We start from the raw sequence: 17,357 nt of genomic DNA, 5'->3' as shown, positions 1-17,357 counted from the left end.
GGCGGAAGGAGGACGGGAACAAAAAGAGGCGGCCCCTGCACTACGGGGTCGCCTCTTTTTCGAAAGCGCGTGGACTAGAAGTCCATGTCGCCGCCGCCGGGCATGGCGGGGGCGGCTCCGGCCTTCTCGGGCTTCTCGGCGATGACGGCCTCGGTGGTGAGGAACAGCGCCGCGATGGACGCCGCGTTCTGCAGAGCGGAACGCGTCACCTTGGCCGGGTCGATGATGCCCGTCTCGAACAGGTTGACGTACTCGCCGGTGGCGGCGTTGAGGCCCTCACCCGCGGGAAGGTTGCGCACCTTCTCCACCACGACGCCGCCCTCGAGACCGGCGTTGACCGCGATCTGCTTGAGCGGCTCCTCCAGAGCCTTCTTCACGATCGCGGCACCGGTGGCCTCGTCGCCGAACAGCTCCAGCTTGTCGAAGGCCTTGGCGCCGGCCTGCAGCAGCGCCACGCCGCCGCCGGGCACGATGCCCTCCTCGACGGCCGCCTTCGCGTTGCGCACGGCGTCCTCGATGCGGTGCTTGCGCTCCTTGAGCTCGACCTCGGTCGCCGCGCCGGCCTTGATGACGGCCACGCCGCCGGCCAGCTTGGCCAGACGCTCCTGGAGCTTCTCGCGGTCGTAGTCGGAGTCGGTGTTGTCGATCTCGGCGCGGATCTGGTTGACCCGGCCGGCGATCTGCTCGGCGTCGCCGGCACCGTCGACGATGGTGGTCTCGTCCTTGGTGACGATGACCTGGCGGGCCCGGCCGAGCTGGTCCAGGGTGGTGGACTCCAGCTTCAGGCCGAGGTCCTCGCTGATGACCTGGGCGCCGGTCAGGACGCCGATGTCGGCCAGCATGGCCTTGCGGCGGTCACCGAAGCCCGGCGCCTTGACCGCGACCGAGCGGAACAGACCGCGGATCTTGTTGACGACCAGGGTGGCCAGGGCCTCGCCCTCGACGTCCTCGGCGATGATCAGCAGCGGCTTGCCGGCCTGCACGACCTTGTCGAGAATCGGGAGCAGGTCCTTGTTGGCGGACACCTTGGAGTTGACGACCAGGATGTACGGGTCGTCGAGGACGGCCTCCATACGCTCCGGGTCGGTGACGAAGTACATCGAGGTGAGGCCCTTGTCGAAGCGCATGCCCTCGGTGAGCTCAAGCTCCAGGCCGAAGGTGTTGCTCTCCTCGACGGTGATGACGCCTTCCTTGCCGACCTTGTCCATCGCCTCGGCGATCATCTCGCCGATCTGCGGGTCGCCCGCGGAGATGGAGGCGGTGGAGGCGATCTGCGCCTTCGTCTCCACGTCCTTGGCGAGCTTGGACAGCTCCTCCGACACGCGCTCGACGGCGGCCTCGATGCCCTTCTTCAGGGACATCGGGTTGGCGCCGGCGGCGACGTTGCGAAGACCCTCACGGACGAGAGCCTGGGCGAGCACGGTGGCGGTGGTGGTGCCGTCGCCCGCGACGTCGTCGGTCTTCTTGGCGACCTCCTTGACGAGCTCGGCCCCGATCTTCTCCCACGGGTCCTCGAGCTCGATCTCCTTGGCGATGGAGACACCATCGTTGGTGATGGTGGGGGCGCCCCACTTCTTCTCCAGCACGACGTTACGGCCCTTGGGGCCGAGGGTCACCTTGACGGCGTCCGCGAGCTGGTTCATGCCGCGCTCGAGACCGCGCCGGGCGTCCTCGTTAAACGCGATCATCTTGGCTGCCATACGGCTAACCTCCCAGAGAAAGGGTGGCTTACACCGGACCGAGCCGACGCCCGCGACGGCATGTGGGCCCACGACTCCGTTCGGCGGGCCCCATCGCCTCGATCCAGGATTGGCACTCTCTATGCGTGAGTGCCAAGAATCTGTTTAGCACTCTACCCTGTCGAGTGCAAGCCACGATCCGTTGACCTGCGCCGCGCGAGGCGGGGACGTCAACTCCGTGTCACGTGGGTGTATGCCTCGCGTCACGTCGCCGTACGCCGCACGTCACCGTCGGCCCGCCGGAGAGCGCCCCGCGCGGGGCCCGCGCCCGCGTGACCGTTCGTCCCGTCACGCGCGAAGGCCCGGCTCACCGGTTGTGGTGAGCCGGGCCAGGCGGCGAGGATCCAGCGGACTGCGAAAACCGCGGGATCCACCGGCCCTTCCCTGCGAATTCACGAAACGGCTACGTCAGACCGCCCGGACGGACTCCGCCTGGGGGCCCTTCTGCCCTTGGGTGATCTCGAACTCGACCCGCTGGCCCTGCTCGAGAGCACGGTAGCCATCCATCATGATCGCGGAGTAATGGACGAACACATCCTTACCACCGTCTACCGCGATGAAGCCGTAGCCCTTGTCCGCGTTGAACCATTTGACGGTGCCCTGCGCCACTTGCGACTCCTCTTACTGGTCTTAAGGACGACGCCCATTCCTCTCGCGAAGTCCTCAATCGCCGGGACGGACTTCGCCACGTCGATCGTTCCGACCATACCTGTGGGAACCGGTAGGGCAACAGAGTCAAGCACCAAACTACCGCTTTACGAGAGCTTTTAGTACGAGAACAAACTTTCACTATCACTATTAGTTAGTTAAGGGTTACATTCCCTATCTATCCCGATAAATATGAGCCTGCGTCACAAAAGACGACACCCGCCCGGCAGGAGCCGGGCGGGTGCCGTGGAGTGGTGAGCGCCCCCAGGAAGGGCCGCGGGACCGTCAGGGCCACGCGGACGCGGGAGAATCAGCCTCCGGCCACCGCCGGGATGATGGAGACCTGGGCGCCGGAGGGCGTGGCCGTGTCGAGGTTGTCGACGAAACGGACGTCCTCATCCCCGACATAGACGTTGACAAAACGTCGGATCTTTCCCGATTCATCAAGAATCCGGGCACCGATCCCGGGGAAGTCCGCGTCGAGCTTCTGCAGAACATCGCGCAGGGTCTCCCCCTCTCCGTTCACCTCGGCGGCACCATCGGTGTAAGTCCGGAGAATCGTCGGAATCCGCACAGAAACGCTCATAATTCAGTACCTTTCACGATTTCTAGGCGATAGCCGCACGGAATGCGTCAAGAGAAGGTCGAATCACCGCGGTCGGGCGGGCCTCCGCGGCCACCGCGTCGAGGGTCTTGAGACCGTCGCCGGTGTTGAGGACCACGGTCTCGGCGTCGGGGTCGAGCGTGCCCGAGGCGACCAGCTTGCGCAGCACTCCGACGACCACGCCTCCGGCGGTCTCGGCGAAGATGCCCTCGGTCCTGGCCAGCAGCCGGATCGCGTCGACGATCTCGGCGTCGGTGACGTCCTCGACCGCGCCGCCGGTACGGCGGGCGATGTCCAGGACGTACGGGCCGTCGGCCGGGTTGCCGATCGCCAGCGACTTGGCGATCGTGTCCGGCTTGACCGGGCGGATCACGTCGTGGCCCGCCTTGTAGGCGGCGGAGACCGGGGAGCACCCCTCGGCCTGGGCCGCGAAGATCTTGTAGGGCTTGTCCTCGACCAGGCCGAGCTGGATCAGCTCCTTGAAGCCCTTGTCGACCTTCGTCAGCTGCGAGCCCGACGCGACGGGGATGACGATCTGGTCGGGGATCCGCCAGCCGAGCTGCTCGGCGATCTCGTAGGCCAGGGTCTTGGACCCCTCCGCGTAGTACGGCCGGAGGTTGACGTTGACGAAGCCCCACTGGTCGCCCAGCTCGTCGCCGATGAGCTCGGAGCAGAAGCGGTTCACGTCGTCGTAGGTGCCCTCGATGCCGATGAGCCTGCCGCCGTACACGGAGGCCATGACGATCTTGGCCTGCTCCAGGTCGGAGGGGATGAACACGCAGGCGTCCAGCCCGGCCCGCGCGGCGGCGGCGGTCACGGCGCCGGCCAGGTTGCCGGTGGAGGAGCAGGAGAGGGTGTGGAAGCCGAAGTTGCGGGCGGCCTCGACGGCGATGGCCACCACGCGGTCCTTGAAGGAGTGCGTGGGGTTGCCGGAGTCGTCCTTCACGTGCAGGGAGCGGATGCCCAGCTCGCGGGCGAGGTTGCCGGCGTTGACGAGCTTGGTCCAGCCGGGCGCCATGTTGGGCTTGGTGGCCACGTCCTCGGGGACGGGCAGCAGCGAGCGGTAGCGCCAGATGTTGGTCGGCCCCTCGGCGATGCGTTCCCGGGTCACACGCCCGAAGTCGTACGCGATCTCAAGGGGCCCGAAACACTCGACACAGGCGAAGCTGGGGCCGAGGTCGTAGCGGGCACCGCACTCCCGGCAGGAGAGGGCGACGGCGGGGCCGAAGCGCGGGTCACGCGCGTCGCCGGCGCGGCCGGTCGAGGTGGTGGTGTTCTCAGTGGTTGCGAGCGCCATGAAGCGAGGCCTTTCCCTCATCTTCGTCTGGACCACCCTGGTCGCAGACCGGAATTGGCACCTGTCCCGGCCGACCTCGTTCAGATAACGAGTCTTGAACCGGGATGGTTGCCGGGGCTTCGCAGGGCCGGTCCCTCCACCCCTCTGGATGAGCAAATATTCAGTTGGAAACCTGACGCGCAGGTCCCAAGCACTCTACCTCGCCCTGCCGCCCTCCTGACTCCCTGTCTCACTGTGCGAGACATGGCGTGTTATCCAGCGGACGGCCGGAGCCGGGCCGCCGGTCGCGCGGCGCCCGGCACGCGCCCCGGAAGGCGGGCGAGGCCCCCGCCGGGCCCGTGATCCTCGGTGATCACGGACCCGGCGGGAGCCTCGCACTCTTCCCTCTCATCTCCGCCGGAGGCGACACGCTCATCGCCGCCGGAGGCGACACGCTCATCACCGCCGGAGGCGACCCGCCGGAGCGGTCACGGCACCCTGAACCCCAGCGTGTAGGCGCCGGAGCCGGCCGAGGCGAACACCCGGTAGCGGTAGTAACCGGCCGTACCGGTGTAGGTGATCATCTCGTCGGGGCCCGCGCCGGCGGAGGTGGCGACGACCCCCCATCTCCTGCCGTTCCACTTCTGCAGGTACAGATCGAAGTCGGTGCCGTCGGCGCCGTCCAGGCAGCCGTGGTGGACACCCCTGACGGTCGACCGGTAATACCTGCCCCGCGGCTGGTAGGCGGACTGACCGGCGGTCAGGGTGCCGGTGTAGGTGTTCGGGAAGCCGGTGCAGGTGCCCGTGACCGGCGGCGGCGGGTTGCCCGCGGTGGTCCTCAGGTCCAGGTCGTAGGCGATGAGGATCTCGCCGATCGGCTGGAAGTAGGTGGTGCCGCCCTGGCCGCAGTTGCCCGAGCCGCCGGAGGTGATGCCCTGGGCCTGGTCGATGGAGATGAAGGGGCCGCCGGAGTCTCCGGCTTCGGCGCAGACGTTGGTGCGGGTCAGCTCGAAGACGGTGCCCTGGGGGTAGGTGACGCTGGCGTCGCGCTGCTGGACGAGGCCGCAGTGCCAGTCGGTGGTGGAGCCGGACCGGCAGATCGAGGCCCCCTCGATGGCGACGCGGGCGCCGGCGACGGGCACGGTGCCGCCCTCGCCGTTGTCCACCTTCGGGGTGGCCGTCCAGTTGGCGTTGGTCGCGACCCAGGCGTAGTCGCTGCCCGGGAAGGACGACCCCTTGAAGGTGCCCTGGGGGGCGCGGTTGAAGCCCGTCGTGGCGTCGCCCACCCTGCCGCAGTGCCCGGCGCTGACGAAACCCTGCTGGGTGCCCTTGAGGACGGAAAAACCGATCGAGCAGCGGGTGGTGACGCCGATGTAGTAGGCGTTGCCGCCCACCAGGTCGTACAGGGGCAGGGGGAACTCGGTGGTGGGCAGCACGACCACCGCCTCCGTGTCCACCCCCATGCTCCGGACGAAGGTCTGGGCCACCTCGGGTTTCGAGGAGAGGACGACCACCTTGTTGCTCTTCACGTCGACGAAGCGCACGCTCGACACGAGCGGCTGCGGGGGCATGCCGGCGTCGATCCGCCTCTTGATCGCGGCGAGCTCGTCCAGCGACCTGGGGACGACCTCGGCCAGGGCTCCCGCGGCGAGGATCTCGGGGATGTCCTCGACTTTGGTGGTGGCCACCACCAGGGCCTGCGCGCTGGCTCCCCGGAGCCAGGTGCCGCCGAAATCGGGGCCGAGCCTCCTGCTCATCCGCAGCGCGACGGGGGTGAGGCGGGCCTCGTTGAGCAGGCGGGCCTGGGCCTGTGCCGGGGTGAGGCCCAGGTCTCGTTCAAGCGCCTCCAGCATGCCCGGCGGCGGTCGCAGCGCGGCCGACGCGGCCGACGCGACCGGCACGGCGACGGCGGCGGACGGGGCGTCGGACACGGCCGGGGCGCCCGTCACCTCGCGTTCGGCACCGGCCGGCAGGGCGGCCAGGGCGAGCGCGGTGGCCGTCAGGACGCATGCCGTGGTGACGGCGTGTCTGCGGGACATGTGGTCTCTCCTCGACCTCGGCCTTCGGATCGCGAGGGGAGATGACCGTTCGTGATCGATTGATCACGTGACGTGGGCAACGCCACCTTAGATCAGGTGAGGTCGCCAGGGCCGCGCGCCACGCGGAGGGTGTTCGCGAACGGCTCCCACCGGCCGTTCCCGGACAAGACCCCCCGGACCCACCGCGACCTGGCCGTGAGGGACCGGGCGACCGCTCGGGAATCAGAAGCCGTACGCGTCGCCCAGGGCGCCCTGGACGTACTTGCGCGCCTGGTGGATGCGCGACTTGGCGGTGCCCAGCGGGATACGCAGCTGCTCGGCCACCTCGTTGTAGTCGAGCTGGCAGATGTCGCGCAGCACCAGCGCCTGGGCCAGGTCCGGCTTCTCGGCCTCCAGCGCCTCCATCGCGTCGAGCAGGTCGAGCCGGGAGCCGGCGATGACGCTCACCCGGGCGACGTCCGGCTTCTGCAGCGGCAGCTCGTCCGAGCTCTGCTCGGCGGCGCGGCGCTTCAGCGAGCGGTAGGTGGTCCTGGCGCAGTTGGCGGTCACGATGTGCAGCCAGGTGCTGAACCGGGCACGGCCCTCGAACCGGCCGATGTTGCGCGCCACCGCGAGCAGGGTGTCCTGGCAGGCCTCCTCGGCGTCCTGCCGGAAGGGGAGGATCCGCCCGCAGTGCCTGAGCACGGCCGGCTCGATCCGCCTCAGCAGCTCACCGAGAGCGCGGTGGTCACCTTGGGCGGCCGATCGGGCCAGTTCCTCGGTCATCTCGTCCAGCGCCATCACGGGCCCCCATCAGCGGTCACGGTCGCTGGACATCCTACGGTCGGGGATCGCGGATGGTGACCCTCCCTCCACGCCACAAAAAGGGTGATACAGCGGGGCTCATCACTTCACCTGCTGACAAGAACTGACACAATTCGATGAAGGCCGTTCCTTCCTTGACCTGAAGAGCGAGGACACCCCGGCAAGGTGCCGGTTAACCTTGGGGGTCTCCACGCTCAAGGAGAATCGATGAGCGCGATCCTGGTGGCCTCCAACCGAGGCCCCGTCTCCTTCACCCTCTCCGAAGACGGTTCGCTGTCCATGCGCAGGGGAGGCGGCGGCCTGGTCTCCGGCCTCTCGGAGGTCGCGCGGGATCTCGACGTCCTGTGGGTCTGCGCGGCGCTGTCCGACGGCGACCGCGGGGCCGTGCGGCTGGCGCCCGGCGGCCGGCTCGACCAGGCGGGTTACGACACCGGGGCGTTGCGGATGCTCGACATCCCCCCCGCGACCTTCCACCGCGCCTACAACGCGGTCGCCAACTCCACCCTCTGGTTCGTCCACCACCTCCTCTACGACATCCCCAACAGGCCGCACTTCGACGCCAGGTTCCGCCGGGAGTGGGAGTCGTACCAGTCCTACAACGAGGCGTTCGCGATGGCGCTGGCCGAGGAGGCCCCGCACGGGGCGCGGGTGATGGTGCAGGACTACCACCTGAGCCTGGTCCCGGCCATGCTCAGGGGCGAGCGCCCCGACCTGCGGGTGGCGCACTTCTCGCACACGCCGTGGGCGCCGCCCGAATACTTCAACCTGCTCCCCGACGACGTCGCGACCGAGCTCCTGGAGGGCATCCTGGGGGCCGACCACGCGGGTTTCCTGACGGCCCGCTGGGGCGGGGCGTTCATGGACTGCTGCGAGACGGTGCTCGGCGCGCGGGTCGACCGCGGGGAACGCACGGTCACGCACGCGGGCAGGACCAGCCGGATCGGCACCCACAGCCTGGGCGTGGACGGCAAGGCGCTCTGGACCAGGGCCTCGGAGCCCGACGTGGAGTCCCACATGGCCGCGCTCCGCGCCCAGGTGGGCGATCGCAGGCTGATCGTGCGGATCGACAGGACGGAGCTGTCGAAGAACATCGTGCGGGGCCTGACCGCCTACAAGCAGTTCCTCGCGACCCACCCCGAGTGGCACGGCCGGGTCACGCACCTCGCCTTCGCCTACCCGTCCCGGCACGATCTGCCCGAGTACCGCGAGTACACCGCGGCGGTCCAGCGCTGCGCCGAGGAGATCGAGGACGAGTACGCCACCGAGGACTGGGACCCGCTGATCCTCAACGTCAACGACGACTACCCCCGCTCGCTGGCCGCCTACCGGCTGGCCGACGTGCTGCTGGTCAACCCGATCCGCGACGGCATGAACCTGGTGGCCAAGGAGGGGCCGATCCTGTCGCCGCACAGCGCGCTGGTGCTGTCGCGGGAGGCGGGCGCCGCCGCCGAGCTGGGCGAGCACGCGCTGACGGTCAATCCCTACGACGTCTCGGCCACGGCCGCCGCGCTGCACGAGGGCCTGACGATGCCCTCGGACGAGCGCGCCAGGAGGAGTGTCCTGCTGGCCGCCGCGGCGACCGCGCTCCCCCCGCACCGCTGGTTCGCCGAGCAGCTCGACGCCCTCGGGTGATAACCCTTAGGTGCTTTTAACCCGGTATGAGATAGTTTTTGCGGCTATTTCACTTTTTCTGGCGTACGGGAGACCGAGTGACCGCGATCGCGCCCGTCCGGCTGATCCGCGACCGCGCGACCTGGCTCATCTACCTCCAGCTCGGCGTCTTCGCCACCTACCTGTACGGCCTCAGCGCCGCGCTCCCGCTGCTCCGCCTCGACCAGGGCCTGTCCCAGGCGGTCGCCGGGCTGCACGGGACGGCGATGGCCCTCGGCGGCATCGTCACCGGCCTCGTCCTGCCCTGGCTGACCGGGAGGTTCGGCCGCCGGGCCGTCAGCTGGACCGGCATGGCCGGGATGAGCCTCGGCACGCTCATGGTCGCGGCGGCCCCCACCACGCTGCCGGTCACCCTGCTCGGCTACGGCATCGCCAGCGGGATGTCCTCGATCACCCTGTACTCGGGCATGGCCGCGCTCGACGACCGCCACGGCCCCGCGGGCCCGGCGGCGATCAGCGAGGCCAACGCCGTCTGCGTGACCGTCGGCATCGGGGTTCCCTTCGTGGTCAGCGCCGCCGCGCAGAGCGCCCTCGGCTGGCGGGCCGCGCTGCTGGTGACCCCCGTGCTCGCCGCGCTGCTCGCGCTGGTCATGGGGCGCGTACGGATCCCCGAGCCGGGCGGTGCCTCCGGCGGTGTCGCCACGGAGGCCCGGGAGCGCTTCGGCTGGCGGTTCTACCTGGCCGCGGCCGTGCTGTTCTGCTGCGTCGCGATGGAGTTCTGCTTCAACCTGTGGGCGGCCAAGCTGTTCTCCGACCAGACCGGGCTGCCCGCGGCGGTGGCCGCGACCGCGGTCGCGGCGTTCACCGCCGGGATGGCGGCCGGGCGGCTGACCGGGGCGTGGCTGGCCCTGCGGATCACCCCGACCGTGCTGTTCCTCGGCGCCCTCCTGGTCGCGGCCGCCGGGTGGGCGATCTTCTGGGTGAGCACGAACCCGGTGTTCTCCTACGCGGGCCTGGCCGTGTCGGGGCTGGGGGTCGCGCTGCACTTCCCGATGGCGCTGTCGCGGGTGCTGGCCGCCTCCGGCGGGCGGCGGGACCGCGCGTCGGCCATGGCCTCGGTCTTCGCCGGAATGGCGGTGGGGATCGGGCCGTTCCTGCTGGGCGCGCTCGCCGACGGGTTCGGCACCCAGCGGGCGTTCCTCATGGTCCCCGCCCTGATCGGGCTGGCCGTCGGAGGGCTGCTGATCACCGCGGGCGGACGCCCGCGGGCGGGCGCCGTCGAGCCCGCCTGAACGGGCACGGCCGGACAAGGACTCCCGGGCACCGTCGAACCCGCCTGAACGGGCGCGGACCTACGAAGATTCCCGAGCGCGTGCGGACCCCGGCCCGAGCGGGCGCGGACCGACGAGGACTCCCGAGCTTGTGCGGACCCCGGCCCCGAGGCGAACGCCCTACGCCCCGCTCTCGACAGCGTCGGCGATCGAGGTGAGGAGCTTCAGGACCCCCGGGGGCCCGTTCACCACGATGTCGGCCTCCACCTCGATCTCGGGCGACCCGCTGAACACGGTCACGCCCGGCAGCCCGGAGGCCCGCACGGCCGCGAACGCCGGGAGGTCCCCCAGGTCGTCCCCGGCGAACAGCACCGACCTGGCGGCCCGCTCGCGCAGGAAGGCGTCCAGGGCCACCCCCTTGTCCATCCCCGGCGGGCGCAGCTCCAGCACGAACTTGCCCGGCTCCACCGCCAGCCCCGCCTCGGCGGCCAGCGCGGCGACCGGCTCGCGCAGCGCGTCGAGCGTCGCCCACGGGTCGGCGGCCTGCCGGGTGTGCACGGCCACCGAACGCTCCTTGTCCTCGATCCTGACCCCGTCGATCCCCGCCACCAGCGGGACGAGCCCGGCGCGGGCGAGGTCGAGGCCCGGATGGACGGGCGGCGCGGCGAGCGCCCCCGCCTCCCAGCGTTCGAGGCCGTAGTGTCCGAGCACGACCAGCCCCGGCACACCGGCCAGGGAGCCGTACTCCACGGCCGTGGCCGCCGGGCGGCCGGTCACGATCACCACGGCGCCGACCAGGCGGCCGAGCCGCTCCAGCACCTCGGCCCCGCCGGGGTGGATCCTCGCCGCCGCGGGATCGGCGACGATCGGGGACAGCGTGCCGTCGAAGTCGAGCCCGATCACCGCCCTCGCCGGGTCGGCGGCGATCGCCTTCAGCCCGTCGGACGTATTCGTCGTCATGCTCGCCTGGCCCTCTCCGCAGTCTCGCTCGTCACACCGGCTCCGCTCTCGCGATCGCCCGCCCGACCGGTCGTACCCGGAGATCAGCGGCGCAAGCCCATCTTCCGGGCGGCGCGGTCGCGGCGGCGGGCCTCGCGGAGCCGGCGCAGGCGCTTGACCAGCATCGGGTCGTGGGCGAGCGCCGCGGGCAGGTCGATGAGCTCGCTGAGCAACTGGTAGTAGCGCGTCGCGGAGATGTCGAAGGCCTCGCGGACCGCCTGCTCCTTCGCGCCCGCGTAGCGCCACCACTGGCGCTCGAAGGCGAGCAGCTCGCGCTCCCGGTCGGTGAGGTCCCTCGACACGGGCTCCGGAGCGGCGCTGTCGCCGGGACCCGGCACGGTGTCCATGGCCTCCTCCTCCCTCGGGGTGCGCGATGATCACACCGCGTACGCGCGGCCCGAAGTCAGGATAGTCCGGAATTTCGCGCTGTTCATGACGGATGCGGGGACGTACAGTCACCAGATGTGACCTCTGTCATCAGCCTTCTCACCGACTACGGACTGGAAGACGGCTACATCGCCGCATGTCACGGCGTGATCGTCGGAATCTCTCCGGAGTCGCGAATCATTGACGTGTGCCATCTGATCCCCTCGGGGGACGTGCGGCGCGGTGCGGCGATCCTGGCCCAGACGATCGCCTACCTTCCCCCCGGCGTGCACGTCGCCGTGGTGGATCCCGGGGGCGGCTCGCGCAGGGCCGTGGCCGTCGAGGCCGGCGACCACATGTTCCTGGGCCCTGACAACGGGCTGCTGTCGTGGGCGATCCACGCCAGCGGGGGCGCGCGTGCCGCCTACGAGCTCTCCAACAAGGAGCTCTTCCTCGAATCGGTCTCGCCGACCTTCCACGGGCGCGACCTCTTCGCCCCGGTGGCGGCGCACCTGGCGATCGGATGCCCTCCGTCCGAGCTCGGCCCGGAGATCCCGCTGGAGCGGCTCGTCTCGCTGCCCGCGCCCACCTCCACCGTCCAGGAGGGCTACGTCGAGGGGGAGGTGCTGTCGATCGACCGGCACGGCAACGCCCAGCTGTCGATCGGCTCCGGCGACCTGGTGACGCTGGACGTCTCGCCGGGAGACACGCTGGTGGTCTGGCTGGGCAGGCGGCGGATCTCGGTGCCGTTCAGGGAGACCTTCGCCGCGGTCCCGCCCGGGGAGGTCGTGGCCTTCACCGACTCGGCCGGGCTGGTGGCGCTGGCGGTCAACTCCGGCGACGCCTCCCAGCGGCTGGGCCTGCCGCCCGGGGCCCACGTGCGCCTCTCCCCCTCACCCTGAAATGCGCAACAAACGCGATTTAAGAGGAAATCGACCTCCGCGCCGGCCCGTTCAGCGAAGTGTCTTTCCCGCTGGAATTCCGATTCCACTGTAATTACACATGACGGAATTCCCGCGACGTTTCCCGATCCCCCTCAAAAAATGGCGACGCGTCGCTCTCCCCGTCACCTCCGGCGGGCTTCGTCGCGGCGGTTCCCCGCTGGAACAGGCCCTTCCCACCCCGCCGCCCGCCGGGAGGCTCCCCCGGCCGGACATGCGAGCTGAGCTGGCAATTAACGAATTCGACGGGGCGCGACAGGTCGAAAGCGCCCGGATCGAACCGGCGATCGACCGAGTTTCGTTCGGTCACAACCCCTCGATCATTGCCACAAGCTGACCATTCTTGACCCTCTAGAAAGCATGTCGCTGGATAGTCTCACTCCCGTTACTTTGAGTAGCCGCGTGCAGACGGGCCGTTCCAGAGGCCCCGGAAACTGCCGCGACGATTTCCTTCCAGGGGGAACCACAATGATTCGTCGTCTTCTCATCACCTCCGCGTGTGTCGGCATCGCCGTCATCGCACCGGCCGCGGCCGCGTCCGCCGCCACCTCCTCGACGGCCTCCAAGGCCGCCGCCACCTCGATGGCCAAGGCCTCCAAGGCCGCCAAGTCCAGCGTCGACTGCTGCGGCGGCGTCGTCGCCCTTCCCACCGTCTGCCCGCCCGTCGTCGTCCCCACCGTCGTCCCCGTCGTCGTCCCCACCGTCGTCGCGTCCGGCTGCGGCGGCGTCCTGGTCGGCGGCGGCGGCAACATCTGGAGCGGCGGCGGCGTCTGGGGCGGCGGCGGCAGCGTCTGGAGCGGCGGCGGCTGGGGCGGCGGCTGGGGCGGCGGCTGGGGCGGCGGCGGCTGGGGCCGTGGCGGCAACACCATCGGCGGCGGTGGCAACATCATCAGCAGCGGCAGCGGAGTCGGCCACGGCGTCGGCATCGGCGGCCTTGTCGGCATCGGCGGCGTCGGCGTCGACATCCTCTAGCAGGACGGCCTCCAGCAGGACGGACACCCCGCGGTAAAGCGGTGAAGCAGACAGGGCGCGGTCCCCACAATTCCATGTGGGGCCGCGCCCTCCGCCGTTCCGGGACCCCGCTCCTCGCGTCCCTACGCGTGGATCACGTCGTGGGTCTCGGCGAAGTGGCAGGCGCTCGCGTGCGCGGTGCCGGGCCTGATCTGCAGCAGCGGCTCCTCGACGGCGCAGATCTCCTGGGCCTTCCAGCACCGCGTACGGAACCGGCAGCCCGACGGCGGGTTGGCGGGAGAGGGCGGGTCACCCTGCAGGATGATCCGCTCGCGCCGCTCGCGCCCCTCGGGGTCGGGCACCGGGACGGCCGACAGCAGCGCCTGGGTGTAGGGGTGCGCGGGCCGGTCGTAGATCTCGACGTCCTTGCCGATCTCCACCATCTTGCCCAGGTACATCACCCCGACGCGGTCGGAGATGTGCCGGACCACCGACAGGTCGTGGGCGATGAAGACGTACGCGAGGCCGAACTCGTCCTGCAGCCGCTCCAGCAGGTTGACGACCTGCGCCTGGATCGACACGTCCAGCGCGGAGACCGGCTCGTCACAGACGATGATCTCCGGCTGGAGCGCCAGCCCGCGGGCGATCCCGATGCGCTGGCGCTGGCCGCCGGAGAACTGGTGCGGGTAGCGGTTGATGTGGTCGGGGTTCAGGCCCACCACTTCGAGGAGCTCCTGCACCTTGCGGCGCCGGTCGCCCTTGGGGGCGACCTCCTTGTGGATCTCGAACGGCTCGCCGATGATGTCGCCCACGGTCATCCGGGGGTTCAGCGAGGTGTACGGGTCCTGCATGACCATCTGGATGTTGCGGCGGGCCCGCTTGAGGTCGCCGCGTCTGGCGTCGGCGATCTCCCGGCCGTTGATCCGCACCGAGCCCGAGGTCGGCCGCTCCAGCGCCATCAGGAGCTTGGCCAGCGTGGACTTGCCGCACCCGGACTCGCCCACGATGCCGAGCGTCTCGCCCCGGCGCAGGTCGAAGGAGACCCCGTCGACGGCCTTGATCGCGCCGATCTGCTTGCGCAGGACGACGCCCTGGGTCAGCGGGAAGTGCTTGACCAGGTCGCGGACCTCAAGGATCGGCTCACCCGTGGCTGCCATCGAGGACCTCCCTCCAGTAGTGACACGCGCTGCCGCGCGTCGGGCCGATCTCGTACAGCGGGGGGGCGTCGACGACGCAGTTGTCCTGACGGTACGGGCACCGGGGGTGGAAGGCGCAGCCCGTGGGCATGTCGAGCAGGTTCGGCGGCATGCCCTTGATGGCGTACAGCTCCTGCCCCTTCTGGTCGACCCGGGGAATCGAGTCGAGCAGGCCCTTGGCGTACGGGTGGGCGGGCCTGCGGTAGATGTCGTGCACGAGGGCGTTCTCCACGATCCGCCCGCCGTACATGACCGCGATCTTGTCGGCGACGTCGGCGACCACGCCGAGGTCGTGGGTGATCAGGATCAGGCCCATGTTGCTCTCGCGCCGCAGCTCGCCCAGGAGCTCCATGATCTGGGCCTGCACCGTCACGTCGAGGGCGGTGGTCGGCTCGTCGGCGATCAGCACCTCGGGGTCGAGCGCGATCGACATCGCGATCATGATGCGCTGGCGCATGCCCCCGGAGAACTGGTGGGGGTAGTCGTGCACCCGCTGCCTGGCCGCGGGGATGCGGACCCGGTCCATCAGCTCGATCGCCTTCTTCTCGGCGTCGCGCTTGGAGGCGCCCCGGTGCACCCGGAACATCTCCCCGATCTGGGACCCGACGGTGAACACCGGGTTCAGCGCGGAGAGCGCGTCCTGGAAGATCATCGCGATCCGCCGGCCGCGCACCTGGGTGCGGGCCTCCTCGGACAGGTCGAGCAGGTTCGTGCCCCGGAAGCGGATCTCGCCCCTGGGGACGCGGGCGGGCGGGGAGTCGAGGATGCCCATGATGGCCTGCGCGGTCACCGACTTGCCCGAACCGGACTCGCCGAGCACCGCGAGCGTCTCCCCGGCGTTCAGCGAGTAGCTGACCCCGTTGACCGCCTTGACCACGCCCTGCCTGGTCACGAACTCCACGTGCAGGTCGTCGACGGCGAGCAGCGGCTCGCTGCCCGGCGCCTCCCTGGACGGCACCACCGACGTTGAGGTCTTCTTCACGGGTCCCCCTACCGCAGCTTCGGGTCGAGGGCGTCGCGGACGGCGTCGCCCAGCATGATGAAGGCCAGCACCGTCAGGCTCAGGAACAGCGCCGGGAACAGCAGCGCCCACGGAGCCTCCAGGAAACGCTCCCTGGCGTCGGAGATCATGAGCCCCCAGGAGATGTCGGGCGAGCGCAGGCCCACGCCGAGGAAGGACAGACCGGCCTCGGCGGCGATGAAGTAGCCCAGGTTGATCGTGGCGACCACGATCACCGAGGCGACCGCGTTCGGCAGGATGTGCCGGAACATGATCCTCGACGCGGAGGCGCCGAGCGCCCTCGCCGCGACCACGTAGTCCTGGCTCTTGGCGGTGATCACCGCCGCCCTCATGATCCGGTACGTCATCGGCCAGGTCAGCACGGCCAGCGCGAGCATGACGGTCCACACGTTGCCCGTGCGGAAGACCGCCAGGATGAGCAGGGCGCCGAGGATCGACGGGATCGCGAAGAACACTTCCGTGAGCCGGGAGAGCAGCGTGTCCAGCACGCCGCCCCTGAACCCCGCGAAGAGGCCGAGCAGGCCGCCCACCAGCGCGGTGACGACGGTGGTGGCCAGGCCGACCACGATCGAGTTGCGGGCGCCGTAGATGGTGCGGGCGTAGATGTCGCAGCCCTGGTTGTCGGTGCCGAACCAGTGGGCCTCGCCCATGCCCAGCCGGGCGTCGCCCAGGTTGCAGTTCTTGGCGTCGAACGGGTTCACCGAGGTGAACAGCGAGGGGAACACCGCCATGACGACCAGGACGGCGATGAGGAGGGACGCCCCGATGAAGAGCGGGCGGCGGCGCAGGTCGTACCAGGCGTCGCTCCACAGGCTCGCGGCCTTGGGCGCCTTGGCACCCTTCGCGCCCCTCCTGGGCCTGCCGTGCTTGGGGTTCCCGGTCTGCCCTCCGGCCGGGACGAGAGTGTCACTCATAGCGGATCCTCGGGTCGAGCACGGCGTAGAGCAGGTCGACGACCAGGTTGGCAAGGATGTAGATCAGCACCAGGACGGTCACGATGCCGACGACCACCGGCTGCTCGCGCAGGTACACGGAGCTGAACAGCTGCTGGCCGATCCCCGGCAGGTTGAAGATCGTCTCGGTGATCACCGCGCCGCCCATCAACGCGCCGAGGTCGGCGCCCAGGTAGGTGACCAGCGGGATCAGCGCGTTGCGCAGCGCGTGCCGCCCGACGACCCGGTTCCTGGGCAGGCCCTTGGCCACCGCGGTGCGGATGTAGTCGGCGCGCATGATCTCCACCAGGCTGTTCCTGGCGAGCCTGGTGAGGTAGGCGATCGACGTCCCGGCGAGCACGAAGCCGGGCAGCAGGTAGCTGCGCCAGCCCTCCGTCACGCCCGCGACGGGGAAGAGGTCGATGCCTGCCTGCTTGAGCTTCACGCCCAGCAGCAGCTGGAGCACGAAGCCGGTGACCAGGGTGGGGACGGAGATCAGCACCAGGGTGGAGGCGAGGATCATCGAGTCGCTGGCCCTGCCGTGGCGCAGCGCCGCGTACAGGCCGAGCCCCACGCCGATGACGGCCTCCATCACCAGGGCGGTCGCCGCCAGGTTGATGGTCACCTGGAACTTGCCGGCCATGATCTCGTCGACCCCGACACCGGCGAAGGTGGTACCGAAGTCGCCGCCGAGCAGGCCGACGACGTAGTACCAGTACTGCACCAGGAACGGGTCGTTCAGGTGGTACTGCTCCCGCAGGATGGCGACGATGTTGGGGTCCATGCGCTTCTCGCCCGCCAGCGCCGCGATGGGGTCACCGGGCAGCGCGAACACGATGGCGTAGATGAGCAGGGTGGCGCCGATCAGGACTGGTATCGACTGGATCAGGCGCCTGAGGATGTAACGGCCCATTCGTATCTCCCGTAGGTGCCCGGGGGCGATCTCGCGGACCGGCGGG

General features: G+C 69.9%; 16 protein-coding genes and 1 riboswitch. Of the genes, 4 read left to right on the top strand and 12 right to left on the bottom strand.

The window, feature by feature from the left end; translation table 11 throughout:
- Positions 1-74: 74 nt before the first annotated feature.
- From groL to ACFYWM_RS32520, 6 genes are all read right to left on the bottom strand, one after another.
- On the bottom strand, positions 75-1,700 hold the full coding sequence (gene groL, locus ACFYWM_RS32545; RefSeq protein WP_389921597.1) for a chaperonin GroEL: 1,626 nt from the start codon (positions 1,698-1,700) through the stop codon (positions 75-77).
- 447 nt (positions 1,701-2,147) lie between these two features.
- Positions 2,148-2,348 (bottom strand): cold-shock protein, encoded by a 201-nt coding sequence (locus ACFYWM_RS32540; RefSeq protein ID WP_012895270.1) that lies wholly within the window; start codon positions 2,346-2,348, stop codon positions 2,148-2,150.
- Between the two features lie 349 nt (positions 2,349-2,697).
- The gene (locus ACFYWM_RS32535; protein WP_389921594.1) at positions 2,698-2,973 is read right to left on the bottom strand and encodes a MoaD/ThiS family protein; all 276 of its coding nucleotides are present in this window, start codon (positions 2,971-2,973) and stop codon (positions 2,698-2,700) included.
- A 22-nt stretch (positions 2,974-2,995) separates the two neighbouring features.
- Positions 2,996-4,288, bottom strand: coding sequence for a threonine synthase (gene thrC / locus ACFYWM_RS32530; RefSeq protein ID WP_389921592.1), 1,293 nt, complete (start codon positions 4,286-4,288; stop codon positions 2,996-2,998).
- Between the two features lie 14 nt (positions 4,289-4,302).
- Positions 4,303-4,443, bottom strand: a riboswitch (SAM riboswitch).
- Between the two features lie 312 nt (positions 4,444-4,755).
- Positions 4,756-6,306, bottom strand: a complete 1,551-nt coding sequence (locus ACFYWM_RS32525; RefSeq protein ID WP_389921589.1) for a S1 family peptidase — start codon at positions 6,304-6,306, stop codon at positions 4,756-4,758.
- A 222-nt stretch (positions 6,307-6,528) separates the two neighbouring features.
- A complete protein-coding gene (locus ACFYWM_RS32520) occupies positions 6,529-7,086 on the bottom strand; it encodes an RNA polymerase sigma factor (RefSeq protein WP_389921587.1) in 558 nt (185 codons plus the stop codon).
- A 231-nt stretch (positions 7,087-7,317) separates the two neighbouring features.
- Here ACFYWM_RS32520 and ACFYWM_RS32515 point away from each other — a divergent pair, with 231 nt between their 5' ends.
- Both ACFYWM_RS32515 and ACFYWM_RS32510 read left to right on the top strand, forming a co-directional pair.
- On the top strand, positions 7,318-8,742 hold the full coding sequence (locus tag ACFYWM_RS32515; protein WP_389921584.1) for a trehalose-6-phosphate synthase: 1,425 nt from the start codon (positions 7,318-7,320) through the stop codon (positions 8,740-8,742).
- Positions 8,743-8,819: 77 nt separating this feature from the next.
- Positions 8,820-10,013, top strand: coding sequence for an MFS transporter (locus ACFYWM_RS32510; RefSeq protein ID WP_389921581.1), 1,194 nt, complete (start codon positions 8,820-8,822; stop codon positions 10,011-10,013).
- Positions 10,014-10,172: 159 nt separating this feature from the next.
- Here the strand turns inward: ACFYWM_RS32510 and otsB are convergent, their stop codons facing one another.
- Positions 10,173-10,952, bottom strand: coding sequence for a trehalose-phosphatase (gene otsB, locus ACFYWM_RS32505; RefSeq protein WP_389921578.1), 780 nt, complete (start codon positions 10,950-10,952; stop codon positions 10,173-10,175).
- An 83-nt stretch (positions 10,953-11,035) separates the two neighbouring features.
- On the bottom strand, positions 11,036-11,338 hold the full coding sequence (locus ACFYWM_RS32500) for a DUF3263 domain-containing protein (RefSeq protein WP_389921576.1): 303 nt from the start codon (positions 11,336-11,338) through the stop codon (positions 11,036-11,038).
- A gap of 117 nt (positions 11,339-11,455) precedes the next feature.
- Here ACFYWM_RS32500 and ACFYWM_RS32495 point away from each other — a divergent pair, with 117 nt between their 5' ends.
- Both ACFYWM_RS32495 and ACFYWM_RS32490 read left to right on the top strand, forming a co-directional pair.
- Complete coding sequence (locus ACFYWM_RS32495; protein WP_389921574.1) at positions 11,456-12,259, top strand: S-adenosyl-l-methionine hydroxide adenosyltransferase family protein; 804 nt, start codon at positions 11,456-11,458, stop codon at positions 12,257-12,259.
- A 507-nt stretch (positions 12,260-12,766) separates the two neighbouring features.
- A complete protein-coding gene (locus tag ACFYWM_RS32490) occupies positions 12,767-13,270 on the top strand; it encodes a hypothetical protein (RefSeq protein WP_389921571.1) in 504 nt (167 codons plus the stop codon).
- Between the two features lie 122 nt (positions 13,271-13,392).
- Here the strand turns inward: ACFYWM_RS32490 and ACFYWM_RS32485 are convergent, their stop codons facing one another.
- Genes ACFYWM_RS32485 through ACFYWM_RS32470 form a run of 4 tightly spaced genes read right to left on the bottom strand, consistent with a single transcriptional unit; the run spans position 13,393 to position 17,311 of the window.
- On the bottom strand, positions 13,393-14,406 hold the full coding sequence (locus tag ACFYWM_RS32485; protein ID WP_389921569.1) for an ABC transporter ATP-binding protein: 1,014 nt from the start codon (positions 14,404-14,406) through the stop codon (positions 13,393-13,395).
- The gene (locus ACFYWM_RS32480) at positions 14,390-15,427 is read right to left on the bottom strand and encodes an ABC transporter ATP-binding protein (RefSeq protein WP_389921566.1); all 1,038 of its coding nucleotides are present in this window, start codon (positions 15,425-15,427) and stop codon (positions 14,390-14,392) included. The genes ACFYWM_RS32485 and ACFYWM_RS32480 overlap by 17 nt, the downstream gene beginning before the upstream one ends.
- Before the next feature lie 8 nt (positions 15,428-15,435).
- Positions 15,436-16,380, bottom strand: a complete 945-nt coding sequence (locus tag ACFYWM_RS32475; RefSeq protein WP_389921563.1) for an ABC transporter permease — start codon at positions 16,378-16,380, stop codon at positions 15,436-15,438.
- Complete coding sequence (locus tag ACFYWM_RS32470) at positions 16,373-17,311, bottom strand: ABC transporter permease (protein ID WP_389921560.1); 939 nt, start codon at positions 17,309-17,311, stop codon at positions 16,373-16,375. The genes ACFYWM_RS32475 and ACFYWM_RS32470 overlap by 8 nt, the downstream gene beginning before the upstream one ends.
- Positions 17,312-17,357: the final 46 nt, after the last annotated feature.

It is taken from the genome of Streptosporangium sp. NPDC002721, from assembly GCF_042888905.1.
GTDB lineage: Bacteria > Actinomycetota > Actinomycetes > Streptosporangiales > Streptosporangiaceae > Streptosporangium.
The sequence above is the reverse complement of the archived record's forward strand: the minus strand, read 5'-3'. Positions and strand labels throughout refer to the sequence as shown.